This is a genomic window from Paenibacillus hemerocallicola (assembly GCF_006265175.1).
Taxonomy (GTDB): Bacteria; Bacillota; Bacilli; order Paenibacillales; family NBRC-103111; genus Paenibacillus_AB; species Paenibacillus_AB hemerocallicola.
Genome location: NZ_VDCQ01000002.1, coordinates 128,196 through 153,287 on the forward strand (window position 1 = coordinate 128,196; position 25,092 = coordinate 153,287).

General features: G+C 55.6%; 15 protein-coding genes. 1 reads left to right on the forward strand and 14 read right to left on the reverse strand.

Annotated elements, in window-relative coordinates; translation table 11 throughout:
* Window positions 1-5: 5 nt before the first annotated feature.
* The 6 genes from FE784_RS02175 to FE784_RS02200 form a co-directional block, all read right to left on the reverse strand.
* Complete coding sequence (locus FE784_RS02175; protein WP_139600476.1) at window positions 6-353, reverse strand: hypothetical protein; 348 nt, start codon at window positions 351-353, stop codon at window positions 6-8.
* 6 nt (window positions 354-359) lie between these two features.
* Entirely contained in the window at window positions 360-1,751 is a 1,392-nt protein-coding gene (fumC, locus tag FE784_RS02180) for a class II fumarate hydratase (protein WP_139600477.1), read from the reverse strand.
* A gap of 224 nt (window positions 1,752-1,975) precedes the next feature.
* Window positions 1,976-3,910 carry an ABC transporter ATP-binding protein gene (locus FE784_RS42325; protein WP_281287004.1) on the reverse strand — a complete coding sequence of 645 codons (1,935 nt, stop codon included), beginning with the start codon at window positions 3,908-3,910 and terminating at the stop codon, window positions 1,976-1,978.
* A gap of 150 nt (window positions 3,911-4,060) precedes the next feature.
* Window positions 4,061-5,035 carry a Gfo/Idh/MocA family protein gene (locus tag FE784_RS02190; RefSeq protein WP_139600478.1) on the reverse strand — a complete coding sequence of 325 codons (975 nt, stop codon included), beginning with the start codon at window positions 5,033-5,035 and terminating at the stop codon, window positions 4,061-4,063.
* A gap of 41 nt (window positions 5,036-5,076) precedes the next feature.
* The gene (locus FE784_RS02195) at window positions 5,077-7,011 is read right to left on the reverse strand and encodes an ABC transporter ATP-binding protein (RefSeq protein WP_246131867.1); all 1,935 of its coding nucleotides are present in this window, start codon (window positions 7,009-7,011) and stop codon (window positions 5,077-5,079) included.
* A 337-nt stretch (window positions 7,012-7,348) separates the two neighbouring features.
* Window positions 7,349-10,378: a glycoside hydrolase family 2 TIM barrel-domain containing protein gene (locus tag FE784_RS02200; RefSeq protein ID WP_139600479.1), complete on the reverse strand. Its 3,030-nt coding sequence runs from the start codon at window positions 10,376-10,378 to the stop codon at window positions 7,349-7,351.
* 139 nt (window positions 10,379-10,517) lie between these two features.
* Between FE784_RS02200 and FE784_RS02205 the strand changes: the two genes are divergently transcribed.
* On the forward strand, window positions 10,518-11,348 hold the full coding sequence (locus FE784_RS02205; RefSeq protein ID WP_139600480.1) for a helix-turn-helix domain-containing protein: 831 nt from the start codon (window positions 10,518-10,520) through the stop codon (window positions 11,346-11,348).
* 1 nt (window position 11,349) lies between these two features.
* Here the strand turns inward: FE784_RS02205 and FE784_RS02210 are convergent, their stop codons facing one another.
* The 8 genes from FE784_RS02210 to FE784_RS02245 all read right to left on the reverse strand — a co-directional run bounded on the left by FE784_RS02210 (window position 11,350) and on the right by FE784_RS02245 (window position 25,091).
* Window positions 11,350-13,551 carry a family 78 glycoside hydrolase catalytic domain gene (locus tag FE784_RS02210; RefSeq protein ID WP_139600481.1) on the reverse strand — a complete coding sequence of 734 codons (2,202 nt, stop codon included), beginning with the start codon at window positions 13,549-13,551 and terminating at the stop codon, window positions 11,350-11,352.
* A gap of 101 nt (window positions 13,552-13,652) precedes the next feature.
* The gene (locus tag FE784_RS02215) at window positions 13,653-15,098 is read right to left on the reverse strand and encodes a hypothetical protein (RefSeq protein ID WP_139600482.1); all 1,446 of its coding nucleotides are present in this window, start codon (window positions 15,096-15,098) and stop codon (window positions 13,653-13,655) included.
* A gap of 236 nt (window positions 15,099-15,334) precedes the next feature.
* Window positions 15,335-16,255: an AraC family transcriptional regulator gene (locus FE784_RS02220; RefSeq protein ID WP_139600483.1), complete on the reverse strand. Its 921-nt coding sequence runs from the start codon at window positions 16,253-16,255 to the stop codon at window positions 15,335-15,337.
* An 80-nt stretch (window positions 16,256-16,335) separates the two neighbouring features.
* Window positions 16,336-17,721, reverse strand: coding sequence for an extracellular solute-binding protein (locus FE784_RS02225; RefSeq protein ID WP_176705902.1), 1,386 nt, complete (start codon window positions 17,719-17,721; stop codon window positions 16,336-16,338).
* A 345-nt stretch (window positions 17,722-18,066) separates the two neighbouring features.
* Complete coding sequence (locus FE784_RS02230; protein WP_176705903.1) at window positions 18,067-19,383, reverse strand: ABC transporter substrate-binding protein; 1,317 nt, start codon at window positions 19,381-19,383, stop codon at window positions 18,067-18,069.
* Window positions 19,384-20,137: 754 nt separating this feature from the next.
* Complete coding sequence (dgoD, locus tag FE784_RS02235) at window positions 20,138-21,286, reverse strand: galactonate dehydratase (protein WP_139600486.1); 1,149 nt, start codon at window positions 21,284-21,286, stop codon at window positions 20,138-20,140.
* 414 nt (window positions 21,287-21,700) lie between these two features.
* The gene (locus FE784_RS02240) at window positions 21,701-23,305 is read right to left on the reverse strand and encodes a response regulator transcription factor (RefSeq protein WP_246131875.1); all 1,605 of its coding nucleotides are present in this window, start codon (window positions 23,303-23,305) and stop codon (window positions 21,701-21,703) included.
* A complete protein-coding gene (locus tag FE784_RS02245; RefSeq protein ID WP_246131868.1) occupies window positions 23,298-25,091 on the reverse strand; it encodes a sensor histidine kinase in 1,794 nt (597 codons plus the stop codon). Before FE784_RS02245 ends, FE784_RS02240 begins: the two co-directional genes overlap by 8 nt.
* Window position 25,092: the final 1 nt, after the last annotated feature.

Here is a 25,092-nt window from a genome sequence, read left to right on the forward strand (position 1 = left end):
AATGTTCACAGCTCTTCCGAAAATTCCAAATCGACGAGCAAATATCCGTTCTCCAGGCTCTCCGCAGGCAGAGGCAGTCCTTGCACCTCATCCGTTATCCCTTTGCAGCGAAACGTCAGCTGGCACGTATGCTTTCCTTTATCCCGCTTCAGGTTGACGGAAAACCGGCGTATCGATTCCAACAGCTGCTCGTATGCGTCGCTTCCTTTCAGGTCGAACAAAAATACGTCGGCGGCCAGCTCGAGGCCGTCTATCGATTCGTTGACCGTAACGGTAGCGGTCCACGGCTTGGAATAGCTGTGCTCCAGTTGAAACCCGTACAAATCCCGCGTAATCGGGAGCGCGTTCCACATGCCCGTTCAATCCCCCCTCGGATGGATCATTTCTTCCGGACGGACGAATCGGTCGAACTGCTCCTCGGTCAGCAGCCCGCTCCGGATTGCCGCTTCTTTCAGCGTCAATCCTTCCAGGTGCGCCGTCTTGGCGACCTTCGCCGCATTCTCGTACCCGATATGCGGATTAAGCGCCGTTACGAGCATGAGCGATCGCTCCATATGAGAACGGATAACTTCACGGTTCGGCTCGATGCCTAAGGCGCAATGGTCATGGAACGAATGGATCGCATCGGCCAGCAGACAGGCGGATTGCAGGAAATTGTAAATGATGACCGGCTTGAATACATTCAGCTCAAAGTTGCCCTGGCTTGCCGCGAAGCCGATCGCGGCATCGTTTCCCATCACCTGGCAAACGACCATCGTCATCGCTTCGCTTTGCGTCGGGTTCACTTTCCCCGGCATAATCGAGCTGCCCGGCTCGTTTTCCGGAATCGAGATTTCACCGAGCCCGCTGCGCGGTCCGCTTGCCAGCCAGCGCACGTCATTGGCGATTTTCATCAGATCGGCGGCCAGCGCCTTCAGCGCGCCATGAACGTACACAAGCTCGTCATGGCTGGTCAACGCGTGGAACTTGTTATCCGCGGATACGAACGTTTTGCCCGTCTGCTTGCCCAGCTCTTCCGCGACCAAAGCTCCGAATCTCGGGTGCGCGTTAATCCCCGTTCCGACTGCCGTCCCGCCGATCGCCAGCTCCGAGAGCGACTTCGAGCTTTCCAGGATCATCGATTCCGTCTTCTCGAGCATCCGGTGCCAGCCGCTGATTTCCTGTCCGAGCGTCAGCGGGGTGGCGTCCTGCAGATGGGTTCTGCCGATTTTGATTATATCGCGGAACGATTCGCTTTTGGCTCGCAGCGTCGTTTTCAGCTTTTGGATCGCCGGAAGCACCCGGTCTTCGATGGCGACGAGGGCGGCCGCATGCATCGCCGTCGGGAACGTATCGTTGGAGCTTTGCGATTTGTTCACATCGTCGTTCGGATGAATTTTCGCGTCGCTTCCTTTATCTTTGAGTATAGCGTTGGCGCGGTTGGCAATGACTTCGTTGACGTTCATGTTGGACTGAGTGCCGCTGCCGGTCTGCCATACGACAAGCGGAAAGTGGTCGTCCCATTGTCCCGCTATGATTTCATCCGCGGCCGAGACGATCGCTTCGGCTTTATCGGCCCCCAGCTTGCCCAGCTTCAGGTTGGCCAAAGCCGCGCTTTTCTTCAGCATGGCGAATACGCGGATAAGCTCGATCGGCATCCGCTCCGTGCCGATCTTGAAATTTTCGAAGCTGCGTTGGGTTTGCGCGGCCCACAGCTTGTCGGCGGGTACCTGTACTTCCCCGAGCGTATCTTTCTCGATTCTGTATTCCATGGCGATTCCTCCATTCTATGTAGCAGTGCCTGCTGCGATTCATACGGAAACCGCGAACGCTGCATCCTTTCCATTGTTTCCGAATGGCTGCGATCGCAATCTACAATCAGTTTAAGTGATAATGATTATCATTGTCAAATATTTTTACTACGGCCGTCTACTTTATTAAAGCAAAAAAAGCCGCCGGAAACATAGTTGTTTCCGGACGGCTTTCGGCCGATCCGTTATGACAGCAGCATCTGCTTCATCCCTTTGGGACGCATCGCCTTCAATTGCTTCTCGTACAAATCTTTGTACAAGCCGCCTTTCCTCAGCAGCTGCTCGTGAGTTCCCGCTTCGGCGACTTCTCCGTTATCCATTACGATGATCTGATCGGCCCGCACGACGGTGGCCAGCCGGTGGGCGATAACGAACGTAGTACGGTTTTTCATCAAATTGTTCAGAGCTTCTGTAACGAGCTCTTCGGACTCGGCGTCGAGAGCCGAGGTCGCTTCGTCGAGTATGAGAATGCGCGGATTTTTGAGCAGCGCCCTGGCGATGGCGAGCCGCTGCTTCTGTCCCCCGGACAGTCTCACACCCCGTTCGCCCATTACGGTATCGTAGCCCTTCTCCCATTTCGAGACGAAATCGTGAGCATTGGCCGCTTTGGCCGCTTCGTATACTTCCTGCATGGGAGCATCCGGACGCCCGTAAGCGATATTCTCATAGACTGTGCCGGAGAACAGGATATTGTCCTGCAGCACGACCGCTATTTGCTTGCGCAAATCGTAGATGTCATACTCCTTGATATTGCGGCCGTCCAAGTATACGGCACCCTCGTCCACATCGTAGAATCGCGGTATAAAGTTGATCAGCGTCGACTTGCCCGCTCCGCTCGGACCGACCAGCGCGATCACCTGTCCGGGCTTGGCGTGGAAGTTGATCCCTTTGAGCGCGATTCTCGATTCGGTCGTAGTCGGCAGCGGGTCCGGCTTCGTCTTTGGCGGAAGCCAATAAAACGATTTGGGCGGCTTCTGCCGTTCGATAATATCGGGATCGAACACGGCTTTCGGGTCTTTGGGCACGGGAAGCTCCGTCTCGTAAGTGAAGGAGACATTCTCGAAGCGGATGTCGCCTTTGCACGACCCGATTCGGACCGGATTGTCGGCATTTTTCACATCGGGCTCGATGTCCAGCACCTCGAAAATCCGCTCGATGTTCGTCATCGCATTCTGGATCGTCACATTCACCTCGGCGAACCGTTGGATCGGTCCGTATAGCTGACCCAGGTACGCGTTGAAAGCAATGAGCGAGCCGACCGTCATATGGCCTTTCAATACGAGTGCTCCGCCCACGGACCACGTTATAAGCGTACCCGAGTATCCGACCGTCTGGCTGATCCGTCCCAGCGTATTGGAGAGCATCTGAGCGGACATCGAATGGTTCACGTGCTGGTCCGACTGCTTGTCGAACCGGGCCAGCTCCGTCTGCTCGCGGTTGAACGATTGGACGATCTTCATCCCCGATATGCGCTCCACGAGCACGCCGGATATGCGCTCCATCTGCCGGTTGACCGACCGGGAAGCGAACCGGATCCGCACGTTCAGGTTCGTAAAGGTCAAATAATAAATCGGGAGTATCCATAAGGACAACAGAGCCAGCTTCCAGCTCAAGGAAAACAGAAAACAGGCGGCGAATACGACCATGATCAAATCGAAAGCCACGTTGATGACGTTCGAGCCGACCAAGTTTTGCGCCCCGTTCACATCGTTGATCACCCGGGACAAAATGCTGCCGACCTGCCTGCTGTCGTAAAACCGCTGCGACAGCTTCTGGATATGCTCATACAACTGCCTGCGAATTCCAGCCACCATTCGGGCGCCGAGCCGCGACATGACATTGTTGCGGGCAAAAGTCACAACGACGCTGAGTGCATACAGACTGGCAAAAATCGTTACGACACGCTGCAGCGTCCATCCGGAATCCGATTGCCCAAGTACGTCGTCGATCAAAATTTTCGTCAACCACGGACCTGTAAGCGGAACTACGAATTGCAGCAGGCCCAGGGCGACGATCGCCATCAAGTAGTACCGGTACGGCTTCACGAATTGCAAGTACCGGCGCACGAGCCTCTTGTTGTCCTGGTCGATCGTCTCCTGTGAGTCACCCGCGTTTTTCACGCTGTCTCCCCCTTGAGCGGCTACCTTTCCCGCTGCGAGCTAAAGTAATTGCCATCATCTGGCCTTCATCCGTCGAATACATGAACTAGACTTGTTTATTATAGGAGCGAAACTGTGAAGATTGTGTGAAGGAAAAAAGCCGTTCCGGACTTACAGCTTGATTCTGGCGCGTTCCTTGTCCGATCGGAACAAAGCATCCATCGCGCGAGCTTGCGCAAGAATGGACTGTTCGCTGTCGGTTGCCAGGTCCCCCTCGAGGGCATAAGCGGCGAACCGCTCGGCCTGCAGACAAAACGGAGCGACGCGGTCGGTAGTAAACGATTTGGACTCGCCGTTAACCGTCACTTCAAGCGTTACCGATTGCGCATTCGCGGACTGCTTGACCTCAAGCTCCCCTTTTGTGCCCAAAATCTGATAGACGCAGCTGTACGGCATATCCAGGGCGGCCGTCATGTGGGCAGTCCCGCCGCTCGGGAACAGCAGAGTCCCCGCGAAACGGACGTCGACGCCTTTCCCGTCCGCACGATACATCCGGGAATCCGCAAACTCCGGCTCCTCCCCGAACTGGAAGCGGCTCCACGATACCAAATAGCAGCCTACATCGTATAAAGTGCCGCCCCCCCAAGCCTCGTTCAACCGCGTGCTGGTCTGGGCCGCCTGAAAGGAGAAGCTGCCGCGGAAAAAGACGGGCTCGCCGATCATTCCGCCGCGAATCGCTTCCTTGGCGTATTGGTGCCCTTCCATCGTACGCCATATGAACGCTTCCTCTACGCGCACTCCGTGCCGCTTGGCCAGCCCGATAATTTCCTCGGCATCCGCCGTATTCAGCGCGAACGGCTTCTCCATCAGTACATGCTTGCCCGCCTTGATCGCCTCGAGCGCCCACTCCTTGTGCACATGGTTGAGCAGCGCAATGTAAACCGCATCGATCTCCGGATCGTCCAACAGCTCCCGGTATCCGGCATACGCCCGGGGAACCCCGTAAGTATCCGCGGCCTTGCGGCTGTTCTCGATCGTACGGCCGGCTACGCCGAGCCATTCGCCATTCTCGGACCGGTGCAGGGCCGGTCCCCCTTTTCCTACGATGTTGCCGGTTCCAAGTACGCCCCAACGCAATTTCTTCATCCGTTATCCTCCCTGGTTTCCAATAAATTCGTTTACCCCGTTCAGGAGATCGACCGTTCGGCCAGCTCCAGCCCTTCGGGACGCATCGCCTTCAGCTGCTTCTCATACAGCTCCCGGTACAATCCGCCGCGCAGCAGCAGCTGCTCGTGCGTACCGGATTCGGCGATTTGTCCGTTATTCATGACCAAAATCATGTCTGCGCGCACTACGGTTGCCAATCGGTGGGCAATGACGAACGTCGTCCGGTTCTTCATCAGCCGATCCAGCGCTTCGGTCACGACCGCTTCGGATTCGGCGTCCAGCGCTGAGGTCGCCTCGTCGAGAATCAGAATCCGCGGATCCTTGAGCAGCGCGCGCGCGATCGCAAGCCGCTGCCTTTGTCCGCCCGACAGCCTCATTCCCCGCTCGCCCAGCACCGTATCGTACCCTTTCTCCCAGGTCATGATGAAATCATGGGCGTTCGCCGCCGTCGCCGCTTCGATCACTTCTTCTTTGCTCGCGTCGGGCCGGCCGTACACGATATTGTCGTACACGGTTCCGGAGAATAAAATATTTTCCTGCAGCACGACGGCGATATGCTTTCTCAAATCGTGTATATCGTATTCTTTGATGTCCTTGCCGTCAAGATATAATGCGCCGCGGTCGGCGTCGTAGAAACGGGGGATGAAATTGATCAGCGTCGATTTCCCCGCGCCGCTCGGACCTACCAGCGCGACAACCTGCCCCGGCTTCGCATGGAAGCTTATCCCTTCGAGCGCCTTGCGCGACTCGATCGTCGTCGGAGGCGGAGGCGTGTTCGTCTGGGCCGGGAGCCAGTAGAACGGCTTTTGCGGCTTCTGCCGCTCTATCAGATCGGGATCGTGCCCGGTTTCTTCGTTTCTCGGAAGAGGCACCTCGGTTTCGTAAGTGAAGCAGACGTTCTTGAACCGGATATCTCCCTCGCAGCTTTTCATCGGCAGCGCATTGTCCGCGTTCTTCACATCGGGCTCCACATCCAGAAGCTCGAAAATGCGCTCGATATTCGTAAGCGAGTTCTGAATCGTCACATTGACGTCGGCAAACCGCTGAATCGGCCCGTACAGCTGTCCCAGGTAGGCGAGAAACGCGATGAGCGCCCCGATGGTCATATGGCCGGTCAGCACGAACGCGCCGCCTACCGCCCATGTGATGATCGTACCGGAGTAATTGACGAACTCGCTGGTCCGACCGAGCATATTGGACAGCAGCTGGGCTGCCAGCGAATGGTTGATGTGACGTTCGGTCTGTTTATCGAATCGGGCAAGCTCCGTTTGCTCGCGGTTGAACGACTGGACGATTTTCATGCCGGATATGCGCTCGACGAGCATGCCCGATATCCGTTCCATTTGGCGATTGACGGCCCGTGAAGCATAACGGATCCGGACATTCATATTCGTGAAGGTCAAATAGTAGATCGGCAATATCCAGAGCGCCAGCAAGGCAAGCTTCCAGTTGAGCGTGAACAGAAAGACGGCAGCAAAAATAACCATGATCAAGTCGAACGCGATATTGATTACCGTCGTTCCGATCAAGTTCTGAGCTCCATTCACGTCGTTGACGATTCGGTTCAAAAGTCCGCCGACATGACGGTTATCGTAAAAACGCTGCGACATCTGCTGCATATGCCCGTACAGCTGTCTTCGTATGCCTGCCACCATCCGGCTTCCCATTTTGGCGGCCACATGATTTTTGAGAAAAGAAACGATCAGGTTCATCGCATACAACGATCCCAGAATAAGCAGGACGCCCTTCAAGGTCCACCCCGTATCCTTCTGAGGCAGCACATCGTCGATCAAAATTTTCGTCAGCCACGGACTTGCGAGCGGCACGCTATACTGCAGCAGTCCCAGCCCGAACATCACGTACAAATAATACCGATACGGCTTGACGAACTGCAAATACCGCCTAACCAGCTTCTTCTTACTCGTTCCGTCATCTGAACCCCCAGCGTTTATCACGCCTCTTCCCCCCTTGTACCTTACACGTCGACTCCAACATTTTCCTACTCATTTTAATTGACGGACCGGTAGTTGTGAAGATTGCCCGAAGGGGGGGAGGGGCCTTATGGCGACAACACGGACGATTAGCGATGCATTTTCCCCCATCTTCTCCAACATGCTTCTTATTTCGCGCAGCCAGGGCCATATCCGAAAAATACGCGCTCGCGTTAATCCGATGGCCGGCCTACCCGAGTTTAACCGACCTCGATTTCTTGCTCCGGCCATATGGCGCCTCGGCCGTCAAAATACCAAAAAAAGTACGGGCCTGACTCGACCCGTACATAAACCCAAGATGCTATTCGTCCTCTTTGAACAAAGGCCGTATGACGAGCTCGAACGGAAACCGCTTCTCCTTCAAACGATACGGCTCCGCCAACTGCGGACCGCAAGAGCCGGAGCCCACTCCGCTCATCTTGTAATCCAGATGAACGACCGTTTCTTTGCGCCTGACCAGCTCGTGGGCATGCGTCGCCGCGGTCAAATCCTCGGCCGTATAGTGGGAGGCATTGAACGAAAATCCGCCGGAAGACGCGAACCGGAGTCCCATCCCCTGCTCATTCGAGACGATCGCCCATTCCGTTCCGTAGCGGGAGCCGTTCTCCTGCGGCATAATGTACGGCTCGAACATGTCGTCGACGGTCAGCGCGTACTTGCCTCTTCTTGCGCTATGCCGTTTGTCGATATAGCTCTCGTGAGGTCCGAGTCCGAAATATTCCACTTCTTCGTTGCCTTGCGGCATGACGAGGCGCAAGCCGAACCGGGGCAAATAGTCGAGATTTTCCCTGACCTCGATATCCGCGCGGAGAACGATTTGTCCCGTTCCGTCTATTCGCCATACCGCCCGACCATGGAGCAGGGGCAGCTTGAAATATCCGCCAAGGGAGAACTTGACGTCGATTTCCACGGCTTCGTCATCCGAACTCGACCAAGTGCATTCGTACACCTTCATCCGTACCCGGTCATAGCCTTCCTCTAGCCATTTCCGCTTGATATACATATCGTTGTCGGCCGGCGCCCGCCAGATGGCAAACTGCGCGGGTGCATGCAGCATACGGACCCCGTGCTTCGTTATTTGCACAAACGTCCCTTCCCGCAGATCGAACGAATGGCGGAAATCGAAGCCGTCGATTGTCAGCAAGCCGCCTTCTTCCGCCGTACGGACGGCTCTCACGCTTCCTCCTCCCGGTCCCGCATTCACAGAGGCGATTATCGGAAGCTCGTACTGCCCGAAGGCGATTTCGTACCCGAAATCCGCCCAACGGAATTGCCGCTTCAACCGGAAAGATAGGGTGAGTAACGGATGTCCCGATCCGGTTAATGAAGCTCCGTAAGGAATCGTCACCGACTGCGTGCCATGGGGCTTCGCGTCAAGCTGCCATACGTCTCCTTGGCTCACCACCATGCCGTCGCGTTCCACGGCCCAATGGAGCACGACATGGCTCAGATCGATGAAATCGTACAAGTTGATTACGTTAAATTTGCCGTCGGCCAAATTGTCGGCTTCGATGCGAATCGGCGCAATAATCTTCTTCAGCTCCAGCAGCCCCGTATGCGGCTTGCGGTCGGGAGAGACGAGACCGTCGATGCAGAAATTGCCGTCGTTCGGCTTGTCGCCGAAGTCTCCGCCGTATGCGAAGAACGGAACGCCTTCCGGCGTGGCGGTTAGAATGCCGTGGTCGCACCATTCCCATACACAGCCGCCCATCAGCTTCGGATTCGCGTAGATGACGTCCCAATAGTCCGCCAAATCTCCCGGGCCGTTCCCCATCGCGTGGGAATACTCGCACAGAAACAGCGGCTTCTTGTTTTCTTCGTTGGCGGCATACTCGGCGATCGCCTGAACGGAAGCGTACATGCGGCTTTCCATGTCCAGACTGTCCACATCGCCGCTGCCTTTGTAATGCGGAGCGGCTCCTTCATAATGAACCGGCCTCGAACCGTCTCTTTTCCTCGTCCATTCGGCCATCGCGATATGGTTGCCGTCATAGCCGGACTCGTTGCCCATCGACCATATGATGACCGACGGATGGTTTTTGTCCCTCTCCACCATTCTGACCGCCCGTTCCACGAAGGCGTCCCGCCAGTCGGGATCGGCCGACAGTTTATGGAACGCCCCTTCGGTTCCGCTGTACGCCAAGCTGACCCCATGGCATTCCAGGTCCGCTTCGTCGATCACGTAGAAGCCGTACTCGTCGCACAGATCGAGAAATCGCGGATCGTTCGGATAATGGGAGGCTCGGATCGTATTGATATTGTGCCGCTTCATCAGCTCGAGATCTTTTCTCATATGGCTGATCGGAATCGTCTGTCCGAGCGACGGGTGGGAGTCATGGCGATTGACGCCTTTCAACTTGACGGGCTGTCCGTTGATCCGGAACACGCCATCGCCGATTTCGACCCGACGGAGCCCTACCGGGAACCGCAGCACTTCTTCGCCTCCATATACGAACAGCTCGTACAAATACGGCGCTTCCGCATTCCACAGCACAGGGTCGGCAATGGACAGCTCGATCGTCCCTTGTCCCTCAATGGCCGCGTCGGCCGAGCCGACCGTACTGCCTTCGGCGTCCATCAGCTCGGCCTTAATCGCAAGCCGCCCCGTCGTCTCGAGCTCCACGCGAAGCGCCGCCTGCGCGAGGTCGGGCGTCAGCTCCTGTCTGTTGAACACATCCCGGATACGGATCCGATCTCGCGCGAGCAAGTATACGTCGCGGAAAATGCCGGAGTGTCTCCATAAATCCTGATCCTCCAAATAAGTGCCGTCGCACCATTTCAACACCATTACGGCCATCCGGTTGCGGCCTTCGCGTATATAAGGGGTAAGATCGAACTCCGCCGGAACTCTGCTGCCTTGGCTGTAGCCGACAAACGTTCCGTTCAGCCACAAGTACATGCACGAATTGACGCCTTCGAACACGGCGAACTTGTCCTTGCCGCTCCATTCGCTGCCGATTTGGAAGTCCCGGACGTACAGGCCGGCCGGATTTTCGTCCGGCACATAAGGCGGATCGAATGGGATCGGGTATTTGATGTTCGTGTAGTGCAGCTGGTCGTAGCCGTTCGTCTGCCAGCAGGAAGGCACGATCAGATCGTCCCAATGTCCTGCCCCTGCATGCTCCTCATAGAACGCGTCTTCTACCAGACGGACGCTGGATACATAGCGGAACTTCCATGCTCCGTTCAAAGTCCGGTAGAAAGGCGAGCGGCCTCTTTTGCCGTCCTTGGCGGAAGCAACGTCCCCGTATGGAATGAAATGCGCCCGAGGCGCCTCCCTGTTCTTATGCAGAATGCCCGGGTTTTCCCAATATTTGTCGATCCGGATCATCAATCATCTCTCCTTGCCGCTTTTGCCCGCGACCGTATTTGCACTCCATGACCCCATTATAGTTGTGCTATACTGGTGGTTCATAGCGTCCAAAACGGACAACATGCCGTACAAAAAGGACATAATGGAGAAAACGCGCATGAAAATGCTCGCACTGCGAACGAATCTGCACCCGGCCGGGGAGGATGTTCCGTTCAGCGTTTATACGGTCGGCACGGAAGTTCAGACCGCAATTACCCGGATGAAAGGCTTTTCCGCCAATCAGCTTTTTTTGACCTTTTCGGGAGCCGGCCAGTTCAGACCTTTGGGTCAGGACAAATGGGACACGGTCGATTCCAATACGATGCTGTATATCCCTGCCGATCTGCCGCACGAATACGTTCCGCAAGGTCCGGAGCCGTGGCTCGTCGGTTATGTGACTTTCGTGGAGAACCGCGGCGTGGTATTGGAAAGCTGGGGATTCGGCAACGACCCTTACCGGCTGCGGCTCGGGGACATGGGAAGGCTGCTGGAGCTGCTGGAAGGCGTATGGTCCCATTCCGGTCCGCACTTCGATGCGTGGAGCTCCATGGAGCAGCTGTTTTGTTTTTGCGCCGAAGTGAAGAAGCAAGCGGCTCGGCAGGCGCCCCATGCAGACGGTTCGGGAAAAGGAGCCCGCTACCGCGACTCGGTGGACAGCGCCGTCCGTTTCCTGCACGACCATCTGCACCGCGACCTGTCCATGACCGAGCTGGCCTCCCACGTCGGCTATTCGCCGAAGCATCTGAACCGGCTGTTCCGTCGCGATCTCGGCATGACCCCGATGCACTACCTGCAGCGGGTCCGGCTGAAGACGGCGGCGCTGCTGCTGTCCGAACATCCGGGCATGACGGTTCGTCAAGCCGCCGCCTACATCGGCATGGAGCCGGTTTATTTCACCCGGCTGTTCCGTCGTGCCTACGGGAAAGCCCCTTCGGAGTTGAAAAAATAAGTCAACGCCTCCGCACGACCGGGACGCCTTCGGGAACTTCTAGCTTCATCCGCCCGCCGGCGTACTCGAACGTAATTCGTCCGGTCGGTACGCGGAATGCCAGCTTGACCTCGTGAAGAGCAGCCGGTATGCGGGGGGCGAACGCCACCCGCTTCCACCCCGGGGCCGCCGGCTTCAGCCCGACGATTTGTTCGATCAACACCGGGATCGGCGCGCTTGCCCACGGGTGGCATAGGCTGGCGTTCGGCTTCAAGTCTTTGGACCATACTTCGAAGCATGTTGTCGCCCCCTCCTTCAGCATGGTGCCCCAGGAATGGAGATCGTCCGAAGTGATCAGCTCATATACCAAATCGGTTTCTCCGGCTTCCGCAAGAGCTTTCAATACGAAATAAGCCATATATACGCCGCAGCTTAGCCGTTTTTTGCGAATGAAGGCGACTACCGACGGTACCGCCACCTTCGGCGCGAGCCCGAACAACAGCGGCAGCGCATTGGCATGCAGGGAGGAATGCTCCGAGCCTTCCGCATCGACGAACAACTTTCCGGCTTCGTCATAAAACGCCTTGCGGAAAGAGGATTTCGTCCGCAGCATTTGGGCTGCCAGTCGTTCCGAACACGCTCCATGCAAAATTTGTTCGATTTCCGATACGGCGGACATGGCACCGTAATAAAACGCGTTCAATACGTTGTGGCAGCCTTTGCCGGCCGGAGGCCCGAGATCGAAGTCGTATCCGTCGCGCAAGGGCTCCGGCCAATCGACCAAATTCCATTTGTCGGACACTTGCGCGAGCAGACCGTCCTCCCGGCGAAACGTCTCGAAATGCCGCAGCATGTTCCCGGCTATCGGGTACATTTCCCGCAAAAAGTCGAGATCGCCGCTATGCTTGTAGTATCGGATCAACTGCATCGGCCATTGCAAGGAAAAATCGGCGATTTCCTGCATATAGCTGCCGGAAGCTACCGCCATGAAGCCCGGACATACGCGCATCGCCAGCAGGGCGAAATCGTGAAGCGATTTGCGGTACAAGCGCAAATCCCCCGCGATATATGCGTGAGCATGCGTGATGACCGTATTGTCTCCCAAATACTGCCCCTTTTCCCTCGAGGGACAATCGACATACGTCTCCTGGGAACCGCATACGACGCCGTTGCGGCATATCGACCATACCGCGTCCAAGCGGGAATCCGACGTTTCGAACAGACTTGCGTCGTCATCGAGCGGATAATGCCGAACAACCGCCGAGAAGCTGCGGGTATCGAGCGAGACGCCCGTTTCCGGCAGCAGCTCCGCGTAACGGAACGCTTTGTAATCGTACAATTCGAGCTCGTCGTATTCCCGCCCCGACAAGGTCCAATATTCCCTATATGTACAGTTGCACCTCATCTCATAACGGACGCGGCCGTTGTCCGTCAGCTCTTCGCCGCAGCGGATTTCGACGACCTGCCCTTCGCCGCCCTTCGCCCGCAAACGAACCTGGCCGGTAATTTCCCGACCGAAATCGAGGAGGTAGCCTCCTCCCCCAATTTCCGAAGCTCGCACCGGAGTCGTCTCATACACGGATAGAGGCGGCGTCGGCTGCAGAAATAGCCGATGATCGTCACGCTCGCGCTCCATGGCCGAATACCAGTGCGAATCGTCAAAATCGCTTTCCCTCCAACCCCGCTCCGCGAGGCGGCTGTCGATATGCTCCAAAAATTGCGTATCGTAGCCGATAGCGCTCCCCCGACCGTATTCGTTCGTAATCGTGTACTTCCATGTATGGTCCGACTTGACCGCCATCCGGTCCCCGACCTTCAGCTCGGCGATAAAGCCTTGTCGGCCATCTCCGCTGTTATACGCGTGACAAATCTTTCCGTGGTAATAGACGTGGACCGCTATCGCATTTACGCCTTGGCGCAAATACGGCGTTACGGGAAAACGGTTGTAGTAATAGTGGAAATAGTTGCTTTGCGCCGGACCTTGTCCGACGTATCGGCCGTTGATGTAAACCTTATAGTAGTCGTCGCCGGTAATATCCAGATAACTATGAGACAAATCTCCGTCCAGCGAAAAGGTACGCCTCGCCAGCATATGGCGGTTGTACAGCTCCGCGTCATGCGCCTTTCCGCTGTCGGGGGCCAACTCCTTGCGATAAATATCATGGGGAAGCAGGTCGCCGAATACGTGATCGGTGATCCATCGTGCAGTCCACATTCGATCCATAGCATCCTCCGTTTTCGGATCATGTGCATAAGAAAGCGTCCCGACCTTGGCAGGCAGCGCTCGAATCGCCCCACTCAGACCGGGATGCCGCCGGATGAGCACTACAGCCTTCGTATAATTTCGTTCGCCTTATCCTCATAAGCCCGCTGCCATTCCGGCGCCAGCAAGCATTCCGTCACTTCGTAGCCCCCCTTGCCGTAATGCTCGACGGGAGGAGCATAGTGCATGTAGCCATTGGTAAATGCCGAGATAATAGTATGCTCGTATGGCGACGAAGCCTTCAGCTTCAAGCCGACCTCGATCAGCAGCTCGGCCGGAGCCGTGATCAGTACGCCATCCCCGATTTTGATCCCTTGCACCTCCGCGGGAATGTCCGGCTCGCCGGCTTCCTCGTTCAGCTCGAGATGGTGCTTGAGCGTAGCCACATCCTCCTGAATCCGGATCAGCTTCTCCATCTTGTGAATATTGCCTAAGTACCGCTCGATATTGCCTCTGTTATGCGCATCCATCGCAACAAGCTCATTCGCGCCGATCTGCGCCTCCTGCATATACCGATAGCCATAATCCGAAGGATAATCGGGATGAAGCGCATACTTCAAGTACATCGGCAGAAAAGTCTTGAAGTTCAGTGCCGTGCTCCGCATCGCAGCGAGAAGCTCTGCCTGATCCCGCAACCGCTCGGCGATCCGCTCCGGAATATCGACTCTTCTCGGAAGCCGGATCGTCTCCGACAGCACGCTGAGACGCGCGTTCCCGGTCTCGATCCTTCTTGCCGCCCTCAACGCGGCGAGTCCGAGCATCGTGCCGATCGGCTCGCAATTTCGCGGTCGGTTGACATCCTTGAAATAGAGCTCGAGAATGTCGCCTCCCGCCCCCTGCAGAAACAATGCCATCGCTCCGTTTCCGAGCGTTTCCTCAATCACCTTCGACGCGAAGCCCGGGAAATTGGCGGTAACTCCTCTATCAGGGACGCCGATCAGCAGGTGGCAGGCAAAATTGTAAACGACGGCCAGCGGCTGTCCGTCCAGCCGGTCTATGCGGATTACGCCAATGTCGGGGTCGATCGGTCCGATACCCGATACATCCTCGTCCGGCGGACAAGGATGGGCATAGCGGATCGACCAATGCTTGCCGTCCTTCATTTTCAGATTCCGGTTTACGACGATCCGATCCTCGTGCCCGACGCCCCAGCCGACTCGGACCTCCGCCATGGCCCCCATTGCTTGCCTCACCGCTTCGAACGTCCGATCGACCTGCTCGGCATCGTCGCAGAGCAGTCTTCCTTGCGGATGGGTATGCGAAGCGTTCACCATCACGCTGCCGCCGGGGATATGCAGCTCGTTCTCGATGCGGCGGCGCAGCTTCGGCATAAAGTCGTCCTTAATATCGCCCAGACCGCCTATCGCCAGAGCGTCCATGGCCACGATGACCGCCTTCGTCGAGCCGTCATCCAATACGAGTGCTTTGGCGTACAGCGGGTCGGAGATAACGACCCCTTGCATGCCGGTTGTAATGTCGATCTTGGCTACTCCTGCTCGCAAGTTCATGCTCCAGCATCCTCCCGTTTCCTCTCATAAGCGCACGACGCCGTTTCGCGCCTTCCGCGTTACGCTTGCAAAATCATTATATTAACCATCCGCGGACGTTTCTTTAGTAAAACGCGTATTTTTTTTGTACGTTGTTGATCTGTTCCGGGCAAAAAAAAGCCCCGACGAAAGCCGATTTCGGCTTTCCCGGGGATGCGGCGCGGAAATGTCGGGTACGAAAGAACATCACGCTTGCGTTACCGGTGTATGACGATCTTATGGTCGATTATTTCGAATTTGTCCTCGATCCGCAGCTCGACGATCTCCTTCATTTTTTGTCTGTACTGCAGCGGCGACATCCGTTCTCTCGCGGCAAAGCGGCGGCTTAAATAGTGAACGCTCTGAAAACCGACTTTGGCGGAAATTTCCGTAATCGACATTTCCGTGTTCTTAAGCAGCTCCTTCGCTTCGTGAATCCGCCAATTGTTCAAATATTGCATCGGCGACAACCGGTATTTGTCGCAAAATACGCGGCATAGATGAGCGCTGCTTACCGTCAGCTTCCGGGCCAGCTCCTTCAACACGATTTTGCTGTCATAGTTGGCATGAATGTACCGGATCACCCTGCCGGCAAGGTCATCGCCCGCTTCGGCCTTAGCCGGAAGCAGCTTCTCCGACGACTCCCGTTCCCCGGGCAAGCCTTCCCTATTCCGGGACTCCGGGTCCCCGGTCTCCGCCTCCATGCTGTATAACCGCCGGATATTCAAAATAAACTCGATAAAATTCGCCGTTATGATCTCTTTATATTGCGGCCGGCAATAGGTCGCCTCGTCCAGCATCGCTTCCAGGAGCAGCTTGATCTTCGCTTGCGGCGCCTCTATCCGGATTGACATCGGCTCGAGATAAGCCTCCAATTGGGGATCGCCGACAAGCGCCTTCACTTCGATCGTGCCGAGCGGATGGGACGCATCCGAGAGAAAGCTGTGATACATTCCAGGCGGGATCACGAACAAATCGTGCTTGTTCATGCCGTAAGCGATCTCGTTGGCGCTCAGTGTCCCGCTGCCGCCGACGACGTACAGAATATGATGGAAGTTGTGGCAGTGATTGACGACATGGCTTTCAAACCGGTACTTGCACCTCGAGATATACAGTACTTTTGTCGATTGGAAGCTCATCCGTATCCCCTCTTCCCCGGCAATCCGCTCGGTTTGGCGTGCGGTGGGCAAGAACGCGCCGTCTTACTCGCTGTGCCGGTTTACTTGTCTGCCGTCTCCGGTTCCCGTACCGATAATTTCTCGGTCAGCTTGTCGCACAATTCGTCATCATCCAGGAGCCCTGCCCAGTACGCCTTCAACTGTCCGGCCAATATGCGATTCATCCGCCACGGAACGTTCAATTCGCTGTGCAAACGGTAAGATGCGACGATTTCGCGGTACAGCGGATACCGGCTCGGAACGTGAATCGCCGGGTCGAAGGGCGCTTCAATATGCTGCAGCGCCGGTACGCTTAACGTATTGGTCTTGATCAGCTTCTGTGCCCGTTCGGAGCCGAAATAGTCGATCAGGATGCGGGCCGCTTCCTTGTTGCCGGACTCCCGGCTCATCCCGAATCCGATGGCCATCGCCAGCGTTCGCGGCTCGCCCATATAAGGTACGGGCGAAATATCATACTCGAGTCCGGCATTCCGGAACTCGTTCAGTCCCATATAGCTGGTGAGAATCATCGATACTTTGCCTTCCGTGAACAGGGCGTTGATCTCGTCGTTGTTCTCGGACAAATAGAGCGGAAAGATGTCTCGGTCGCGTATTATCCGCTTGCCCAGCTTCATTCCTTCCAGCAGCATCGTGCCTCGGAGATCGCGCAAACGCCCCCCATCCCATTCGAAGCGCCCGCCGCTTTGCACCAGAAACAACGGCCAACGGTTTTCGGAGAGGATATGGAAGCAGAACCCGAGCCGGTTCCCGCTCCCGGACAAGACGGCCGCGCTTCTTGCCAAATCGTCCCACGTCCATCCCCCGTGCGGCTCGGGCAGCCGGCATTCCTTGAAGTGCGAGCGGTTGTAGCACAACACGATCGGCGTGAAAATGGAGGGCAGCACATACTGGCGATCGTCCGCCCGGAAAGCTTCGTTCAGGAACGGAAACGCCTCCGGGGAGTCGCATAGCGGCTCCAGCATCGCCACATGTCCGTCTTCTCTCAGCTCCTGAAACTGCGTCGAATCTATGGCGAATACATCCGCGTGACGTCGTTCGCCTTCGCCGTAGAACTGAGACAAATCGGAGTAAGGAACGGCGTCTACGCGAATCCACGGGTGCAGCAGGTGAAAATCGTCAAGCAGCCTGTTCAGGCAAAAATCCCGCTCGATCGAATATGTGCAGGCCAAAGTCAAGTACACTCTCGCGCGCTGCGCGATGACACGGTTGCCTACCCGCGGCATTTTCTCGATCAAGCCGTCCTCCACCAGCTTCTCCATCCCTTTGCGCACCGATTTGTTGCTTAATCGGAACCGTTTCGCCAATGCCGACTCGGGCGGCAAAAACGAATTGGCGGGAAACGTGCCGTTCTCGATATCTTCTCGCAATTCGTCGGCCACCCGTTCCAGCTCGAGCCGGAACTGCTTGCTCGTCGGTTTTGCTTTCATGATTTTGCGACACCTCGTTTTTCCATTCGGACGCTTCCGTATGTAATTCCCCATTCTCAATACCTACGTCCGTTGTGATGTACTTTTATGTTCATAAAGAGCATTAATAACAATGAAAACGTTTGCCCAATATAAATATAAGACATCACATAACTACAGTCAACACTAATTAAGTACATCACAATGTAAATTAAATCTCATTACATACATTACAACACAAGGTTTTTTCATAGGATGACCCGACTTCTCCTGTACGCTTGAACGGATTTTTCCAAATGCAAAAAGGAGCCACATCGTGACCCCCGCTTCATGCCTATTAGCGCAGCATTTGTCAACCGATATCCATTACTTTCTGCCGCTCCTGTAGGTATCGATGTCTTTGTTCGCTTTCTCATCCGCGGCACGCAGTGCGGTGTTGACATCCGTCCCCCCGATGATGGCGACCGGTGCCGTGTCCAATCCGTTCCAAGCCTGGGACTCGTATGCGGTCGTATTCGGAAGCTTGCCGAACGGATATTTGAATACGGCACCCGCATTTTTGCCCTGCAGCAGCTGCAGCTTCGTGCCGAATTGCTGCTGGATCGCCTTATCCTTCAATACGCTGATTCTTCCATTCTGCGAGAGGAGCATCTGCACTTCGGGCGAAGTCGCCACATAAGAAATCGCGGCAATCGCCTGCTCCTTGTGTTTGCCGGCTGCGGATGCCAGCAAATAGATCGGTTTGGTCGGTCCGGACGTTTTAGGCTGGTCGGAGGAATACGGCATGGCTGCGATGTCCCAGTTCAAGGCTCCGCCCTCCTGCGCGATGAGACCGTAAGCGGCTCCCATCCATTGCGGATAGATGGCCAGCCGTTTTTCTTTGAAGAAGTGCTCGTGGGTAATTTTATTGTCGATGCCCGTATCGACCATTTCCTTGATCATGGAAAGCGCGCGTTTCCAGCCGTCCGACTGCAGGTCTGCCTTCCCGGTCCGGGCATTGATGACGGGCAACCCCAACTGGAAGCCGAATGTATATAAGTCGGCCCACCTGTAACCCAAATATTGTACGCCCGCTTCAGACCGGGTCAGCCTTTTGGCCAAGCCGATAAGATCCGTATAGCTCATCTCTCCCGTCGGATACGAAATCGCGAATCGATCGAAAATATCTTTGTTGTAAAACATCATGTATTTGTCCATATAGAAGGGCAGACCGTACAGCTCCCCCTGTGCGCCGAGCGCCCTTACTCCGTCAAGCGGGCTCGCTTCCAGACCGTTCAGATCGACCTTCTCCTTCTTCAACGCTTCATTCAGGTCGGTTGGATATTTCAGATCGATCGCGGTGGACAAATTCGAATAGTCGGTAATGACGATATCGGGTATGCTTTGCCCCGTGGTAATCAAATCGGGCAGGGCGGCTCCCGTCTTGACGTCCATGAATTCGATCGTAATATACGGATATTTCTGCTTGACGGGGATGGAGATGAACTGCTCCACCGCTTCTTTCGCCACCAACGTGTTGAACCACATGATTTTTAAAGTGACCGGCTCCTTGCCCGCTTCCGTAGACTTTGCCGGGTCAGAGGTGCTTTCGGCATCTGAATCCCCTTTGCTGCAGCCTGCCGTCACGGCAATAACCGCGGCAAGCAAGGCGGCGCTTGCCGCTTTCCTATTCCATACCGTCATGTTCGTTCTCCTCCAAACCTGTCGCTTGTATCGGCGATAACTCCGCTGGTTCGGCGCCATCATGTAAGCGCCATCAAGTAATGGTTGCTGACCACGCTCCTTTTGTCGGTAATGAATCAACCTTCCCTTCTGTTCCAATTGTATATAGGATCGAATGCGGATTCTTTAGTAAAAGCCGTAATTTTTTTGTACGCTGTTGATGTGACACAACGTTCGACATGCCAGTCCGACAGCGCTGAGCCGAGATGGCATACTTGGGTTGCCCCCGTCCTCCGGCCAGTTCTGGCGATAATCGCAAAAAAGCTGCGCCAGCCTAATCCGCGAATAACCCGGAAGCCTTTCGATGAGGCGCTTGCAACACGTTGTCCGTGAATAAAGGAACTGGATTCCGTTATTGTCCCGAACTCCGTTGCACTCCTGAATATAACGGAACAGGCTGCCGTTATATCAACTTTTCGGGGTGAAAATGATCGTGAACAGCGGAGTAGAGGAACTGTTTTCCGTTATTTTATTGTCGACACGGGGATTCGGGTCAATAACATACGCCAGTTCCGCTATTTATGGATTCGCGGTCTCGCAAGCGCCTGCAAGGGCCGTCAGCCTGCACCGATCAGGCGATACAGCATTTCTGTACGCGAATTATGCTGAAATAGAAAAAAAGCCGCGATCGACACGGCTTCTTCCAATTCGTACCTGTTTGCCCAGTTTCGGCGACAAAAAACAAGCGGCCGTCGAAGTGGCCGCTGTCCAAGCCCTACCATTCCGCAACCGTACCGTCGTCTTGACGCCACACCGGATTTTTCCACGTATGTCCGATGGCCGCCATAGCCCGCACCTTCTCTTCGTTGACTTCGATACCTAGCCCGGGGGCGGTCAGATTGCTGACAAAACCGTCCTTGTAGGCAAATACGGAAGGATCCTTCAAATAGTCGAGCAGATCCGAGCCTTTGTTGTAGTGGATACCGAGACTTTGCTCCTGGATAAAGGCATTCGGCGAGCAGGTGTCGAGCTGCAGGCAGGAAGCGAGCGCAATCGGTCCGAGCGGACAATGCGGCGCCACGGCCACGTCGTACGCTTCGGCCATCGCGGCGATTTTGCGCGTCTCGAGAATGCCGCCGGCATGGGACAAATCCGGCTGGATAATGTCGACGACGCCTTGGGCGAGAAGCTCCTTGAAGCCCCAGCGGGTATACATGCGTTCTCCCGTCGCGATCGGACACGACGTATAGCGGGCGATTTCCTTCAGCGCCTCGTTGTTCTCGGGAAGCACCGGCTCCTCGATAAACATCGGCTTGTAGGGCTCGAGCTCCTTCGCCAATATTTTGGCCATCGACTTGTGGACCCGTCCGTGGAAATCGATGCCGATGCCGACTTCTTTGCCGACCGCTTCGCGAACCGCGGCGATCCGGGCAATGGCCGCTTCCACTTTGACAATCGAGTCGATATAGTGCAGCTCTTCCGTCGCGTTCATCTTCACCGCCGTAAACCCGGCCTCCACCTGACGCTTGGCCGCTTCGCCGACGTCGCTCGGCCGGTCTCCGCCGATCCACGAGTAGACGCGGATTTTATCGCGACAGGCGCCGCCAAGCAAATCGTACACGGGAGCGTTGTAAAACTTGCCCTTGATGTCCCATAAAGCTTGCTCGATTCCCGAAATCGCACTGGACAAAATCGGCCCTCCACGGTAGAAACCGCCGCGGTACAGCACCTGGAAAATATCCTCGATGCGCATCGGATCTTTGCCTATCAAATATTCGCTCATCTCGGTCACGGCCGCGTGCACCGTATCCGCCTTGCCTTCTACGACCGGCTCTCCCCATCCGGAAATGCCTTCGTCCGTTTCGATTTTCAGGAACAGCCATCTGGGCGGAACTTTGAAAAGCTCCAACTTCGTTATTTTCATCAGACTTGTCTCCCCTGCTAAAAATTGGCTTGAATCCGCGCCACGGCCGGCGAAGCAAGCTGCCGACCCCGCTCTCACAACCTTACTATATAAGCTATGCAAATGGTAGCAATACCCAAAGCTTTGCGAAAAAAATGCGAAGCTGCGCATAGCTGCACAGTTATTCCATGACTCCAGGAATCCCTTGTTCTTGCCTGTCTATTGTCTATCTGCGTTTGAACCAAACTTCGCTATTAGTGAACCTCATTGCGCTAATCGTAAGCCATACAGGTGGATTCAGCGAATAGTGAGCCTCATTTCATATTTACCGAGAGTTTCACTATTCCTCCAATGGTCCATGGAATGGGCCATATAACGAAATGAGGTTCACTAATAAGCAAATTCGGTTCACTATCCGTGAGCTATTAGGACCATCTAGGAGTAGCGGTCCCTGTATTCCTGCGGCGTTATCCCGAATTGCTTCTTGAACGCATGGTTGAACGAATGGGGACGCAAGTAGCCGAGCAGCGCCGCGATCTCGTATATTTTGCTCTGTCCGTGCTTGAGCAAATATTCCGCCTTGTCCATCCGGACACGGTGAACGTAATCGCTCAAATTGTCGCCCGTCTCCAGCTTGTATATTTTGGATACGTATACCGGATGCAGATGGACGTGGTCCGCGATCGATTGCAGCGATACGTCCTCGGCCATGTGCTGCTCGACGAATGTCCGAATGTCGTTGATGAGAGAATCGCGCGAATGTTTCGTCTCCCGATTCATATCGTCGCGGATCCGGTTCAATGTGCCGATCGTCCATTCCTTGAGCTGATTCAAGGAGCGGTACGGGATTCCTTTGATCATCTTGTCGTAATCTTCGCCCATCAGGTCGGGCAAGCTCCGCCCGCTCTTATGAACGATGTAGGCATAAGCGGAGGCGATGCTGAAGTATACCTCTAGCAGTTGCTCCTGCGATTCCGCGCCCCGCTTCTCCAATTCCCCGAACAGATGGGCAAGCTTCTCCTCGATGCTGTCCCATCGGGCCGCTTCGAGCAGATGGATCAGCGTGGGCGGCTCGTACAGGCTCGGCAGAGGCTGAACGTCCTTCCGCCCGGGATCGTCCCGCAGCCGGACGAACAGCTCCTTCTCTCCCCCGATCGTCTGGCGAAACGCGGCCACCGACCGGCCGTACAGGTCGGACAAATCGGTCGGGAACGAGCCCCACGGACTGACGAGAATCGATATTTTTCCCTTCAAATAGTTGCTGACAGCCGTCTGCAGCGTGGAGGCAGTCCGCTCGAACCAGGTGGAGTCGTCCGTCGTCCAGACGGAACCTTCCTTGCCGGTCATGACGAATACCAAGTAATCGTGGGCATCCTTCGTATACCAGCTGTCCAGCCGGTCGCCGAACAGCTCCTCCACCATATTCCCGATCGCGTATTCCATCAGCGACAGGCTGTGGGCGTCGTATCGGAGAAAGTATTCCTCCAGCCGGATCATCATAAGGGCGAACGACTTCCCGTCGTTGAAATGCTCCAGACCGAGCATTTGCATGCTGTCTCCGAGAGCCGATCCTGCAAGCTTGCGCCCTTGAAGCAAATCTCCCAGCAAGCTGCCTCTGAGAGTCGGCATATGCTCCTTCAGCGCGGAGGCCAGCCGCTGTCTGGAAACGACCTCTTCCCATTCCAGCCGCAGCTTTTCCATCACCCTCCGCACCGTTTCGATCAGAGCCTGCTCGGTCACCGGCTTCAGCAGGTAATCCTCCGTCCGGTATAAAATCGCTTCCTTCGCATAGTTGAAGTCCGAGTAGCCCGAGAGAAGAATGCACTTCGTCTTCGGCCAACGCCGTTGAATTTCCGCGATCAATTGCAAGCCCGTCATGCCGGGCATCTGGATATCCGTGATGACGATGTCGATGGAGAAACGATCGAGCAGAGCGAGCGCCTTCTCGCCGGAATAAGCGCCGTATACGTGCTCGATGCCGATCCCGCCCCAATCGATCGTCGTGGAAAAACGTTCCACGACGTGGATTTCGTCATCCACGATCAACAGCTGAACGATCTCCTTCCGCCCCCTTCGTCCCAAGGACCGCGGGATCTTTCGCATTGTGCTTGCGATTCCACGTCAGTACCGCCTTCAAGCCGCCCTCCGGCACTTCGCTGAACGTCAGGCCCGAGCCTTCCCCGAATTTGTAATATAGACGCTGGTGCACGTTCCACGTGCCGCGTCCGATGCGGTCGGTCATCGGCTCCTGCAAGCCTGCCAGCAGCCGGTGCAGCTCTTTTGAGGTCAAGCCCGCTCCGTTATCCTGAACGATGATCCGGTTGTACGACTCGTCTTGCTCCCGTGATATCGTTATGCGTCCGCCTTCGGTTCTTCGCTCGATTCCGTGCACGATCGCATTTTCCACGAGCGGCTGGATGATCAGTCGCGGTACGATTTCTTCCATCATGGAGTCCGGAACGTCAATTTCGTACTCGATTCTATGCATGCGCATATTTTGAATTTCCAGATAATGACCGATCAGCCCGAGCTCATCCTTCAAGGTAACGGTCTGATTGTCCACGCGAGTCGTATACCTGTAATACTCCGCCAAATGCTGCGACATCGCCACGACCGAATCGCGATCGTCCAGCATCGCCGAATTGATAATGAAAAACAGCGAGTTGTACAGAAAATGGGGGTTGATCTGCGATTGCAGCTGCTTCAAGGTCGCTTCCCGCGAGCGTATTTTCTCGACGTACACGTCCTCGACCAGCAGTTGGATTTGCTCAGCCATTTCGTTGAACCGTCTGATCAAGTAGCCGAATTCGTTTTTGGCCCGGTAGCCGATTCTCGCCGTCAAATCCCCAAGCTGCAATCTCTGCATGCCGCGGACCATATTGACGATCGGAATTTGTACGTTGCGGTATAGCAAAAACGAAGCCAGCACGCTCATGAGCAGCAAAAGCCCGACGGAAATATAGAACAGGTTGCGCGTCTGCGTAATCGGAGCGAGCACTTTGCCGACCGGGGCGTAGTCGACCAAATACCAGCCTCCCAGTTGTCCGGATCGCACATAGCTGACCAAAACCTGCTGTCCTTCGATACCAACACGCTCCTGTCCGGACTCGTTCAAGTCAAGATTGTCCAGCGCCATAATAATCGGCTGCATCGTCGCCGTGTCTGGCGTGCTCGTCCGGATCGGGTCCTGGCCCTGCCTATACAGGAAAGGATCGCCCGCTTTATCCTTCTTGTACAAATCGAGCAGCTCTTGAATATTTTGCACGGGAAACCGCACCTGGAATAGCGAAATCGCCTGATTGACCCTTCTCGCGTTCGCCGGCTCGGCGATCTCGCGTATGAACGAACCCGTAGGATGGCCGCGTGAACGGTCCTCCTCATAAGTCCAAACGCTCCGGACCGCCCCGTCCCACGACCACTGCGAGCTCCCGTTTACATAAATATTCGAAGACAGCACCTTCGACTGACCCGGTATGACGACCGTCAAATCGTTGGACCATGCGCTGGATACGCTTTGCAAGCCGAGCTTCCCGGTTATCCGGGCTTGCTCGGCGAGCACGTCCGGCAGAGGAGCTCCCGTCTTGTCCAGGTACTCCCGGAGATGCGGGTCTTGTCCCAAAATTACCGGAAACATGGACAAATTTTCTATGACCGAATCAAATTGGTACAGGAAAAACGTAAGCTGATTCAAGCCGGAGGACTTGATCTGTTCTCCTACGACGTTGCCCGCGATCCGATTGGAGTAGCTGTACAGCACGATGATAGGAATCAGGAGCAATATGACCAGGATCAATATTCTCCCGAATATATTGACCTTGACCTTCACC

What these genes read in the sequence shown, in the direction of transcription:
- FE784_RS02175 (WP_139600476.1), bottom strand. Translation starts at nt 353, where the DNA reads ATGTGGAACGCGCTCCCGATTACGCGGGATTTGTACGGGTTTCAACTG.
- fumC (WP_139600477.1), bottom strand. Translation starts at nt 1,751, where the DNA reads ATGGAATACAGAATCGAGAAAGATACGCTCGGGGAAGTACAGGTACCC.
- FE784_RS02205 (WP_139600480.1), top strand. Translation starts at nt 10,518, where the DNA reads ATGAAAATGCTCGCACTGCGAACGAATCTGCACCCGGCCGGGGAGGAT.
- FE784_RS02200 (WP_139600479.1), bottom strand. Translation starts at nt 10,378, where the DNA reads ATGATCCGGATCGACAAATATTGGGAAAACCCGGGCATTCTGCATAAG.
- FE784_RS02225 (WP_176705902.1), bottom strand. Translation starts at nt 17,721, where the DNA reads ATGAAAGCAAAACCGACGAGCAAGCAGTTCCGGCTCGAGCTGGAACGG.
- FE784_RS02190 (WP_139600478.1), bottom strand. Translation starts at nt 5,035, where the DNA reads ATGAAGAAATTGCGTTGGGGCGTACTTGGAACCGGCAACATCGTAGGA.
- FE784_RS02230 (WP_176705903.1), bottom strand. Translation starts at nt 19,383, where the DNA reads ATGACGGTATGGAATAGGAAAGCGGCAAGCGCCGCCTTGCTTGCCGCG.
- FE784_RS02215 (WP_139600482.1), bottom strand. Translation starts at nt 15,098, where the DNA reads ATGAACTTGCGAGCAGGAGTAGCCAAGATCGACATTACAACCGGCATG.
- FE784_RS02220 (WP_139600483.1), bottom strand. Translation starts at nt 16,255, where the DNA reads ATGAGCTTCCAATCGACAAAAGTACTGTATATCTCGAGGTGCAAGTAC.
- dgoD (WP_139600486.1), bottom strand. Translation starts at nt 21,286, where the DNA reads ATGAAAATAACGAAGTTGGAGCTTTTCAAAGTTCCGCCCAGATGGCTG.
- FE784_RS02210 (WP_139600481.1), bottom strand. Translation starts at nt 13,551, where the DNA reads ATGGATCGAATGTGGACTGCACGATGGATCACCGATCACGTATTCGGC.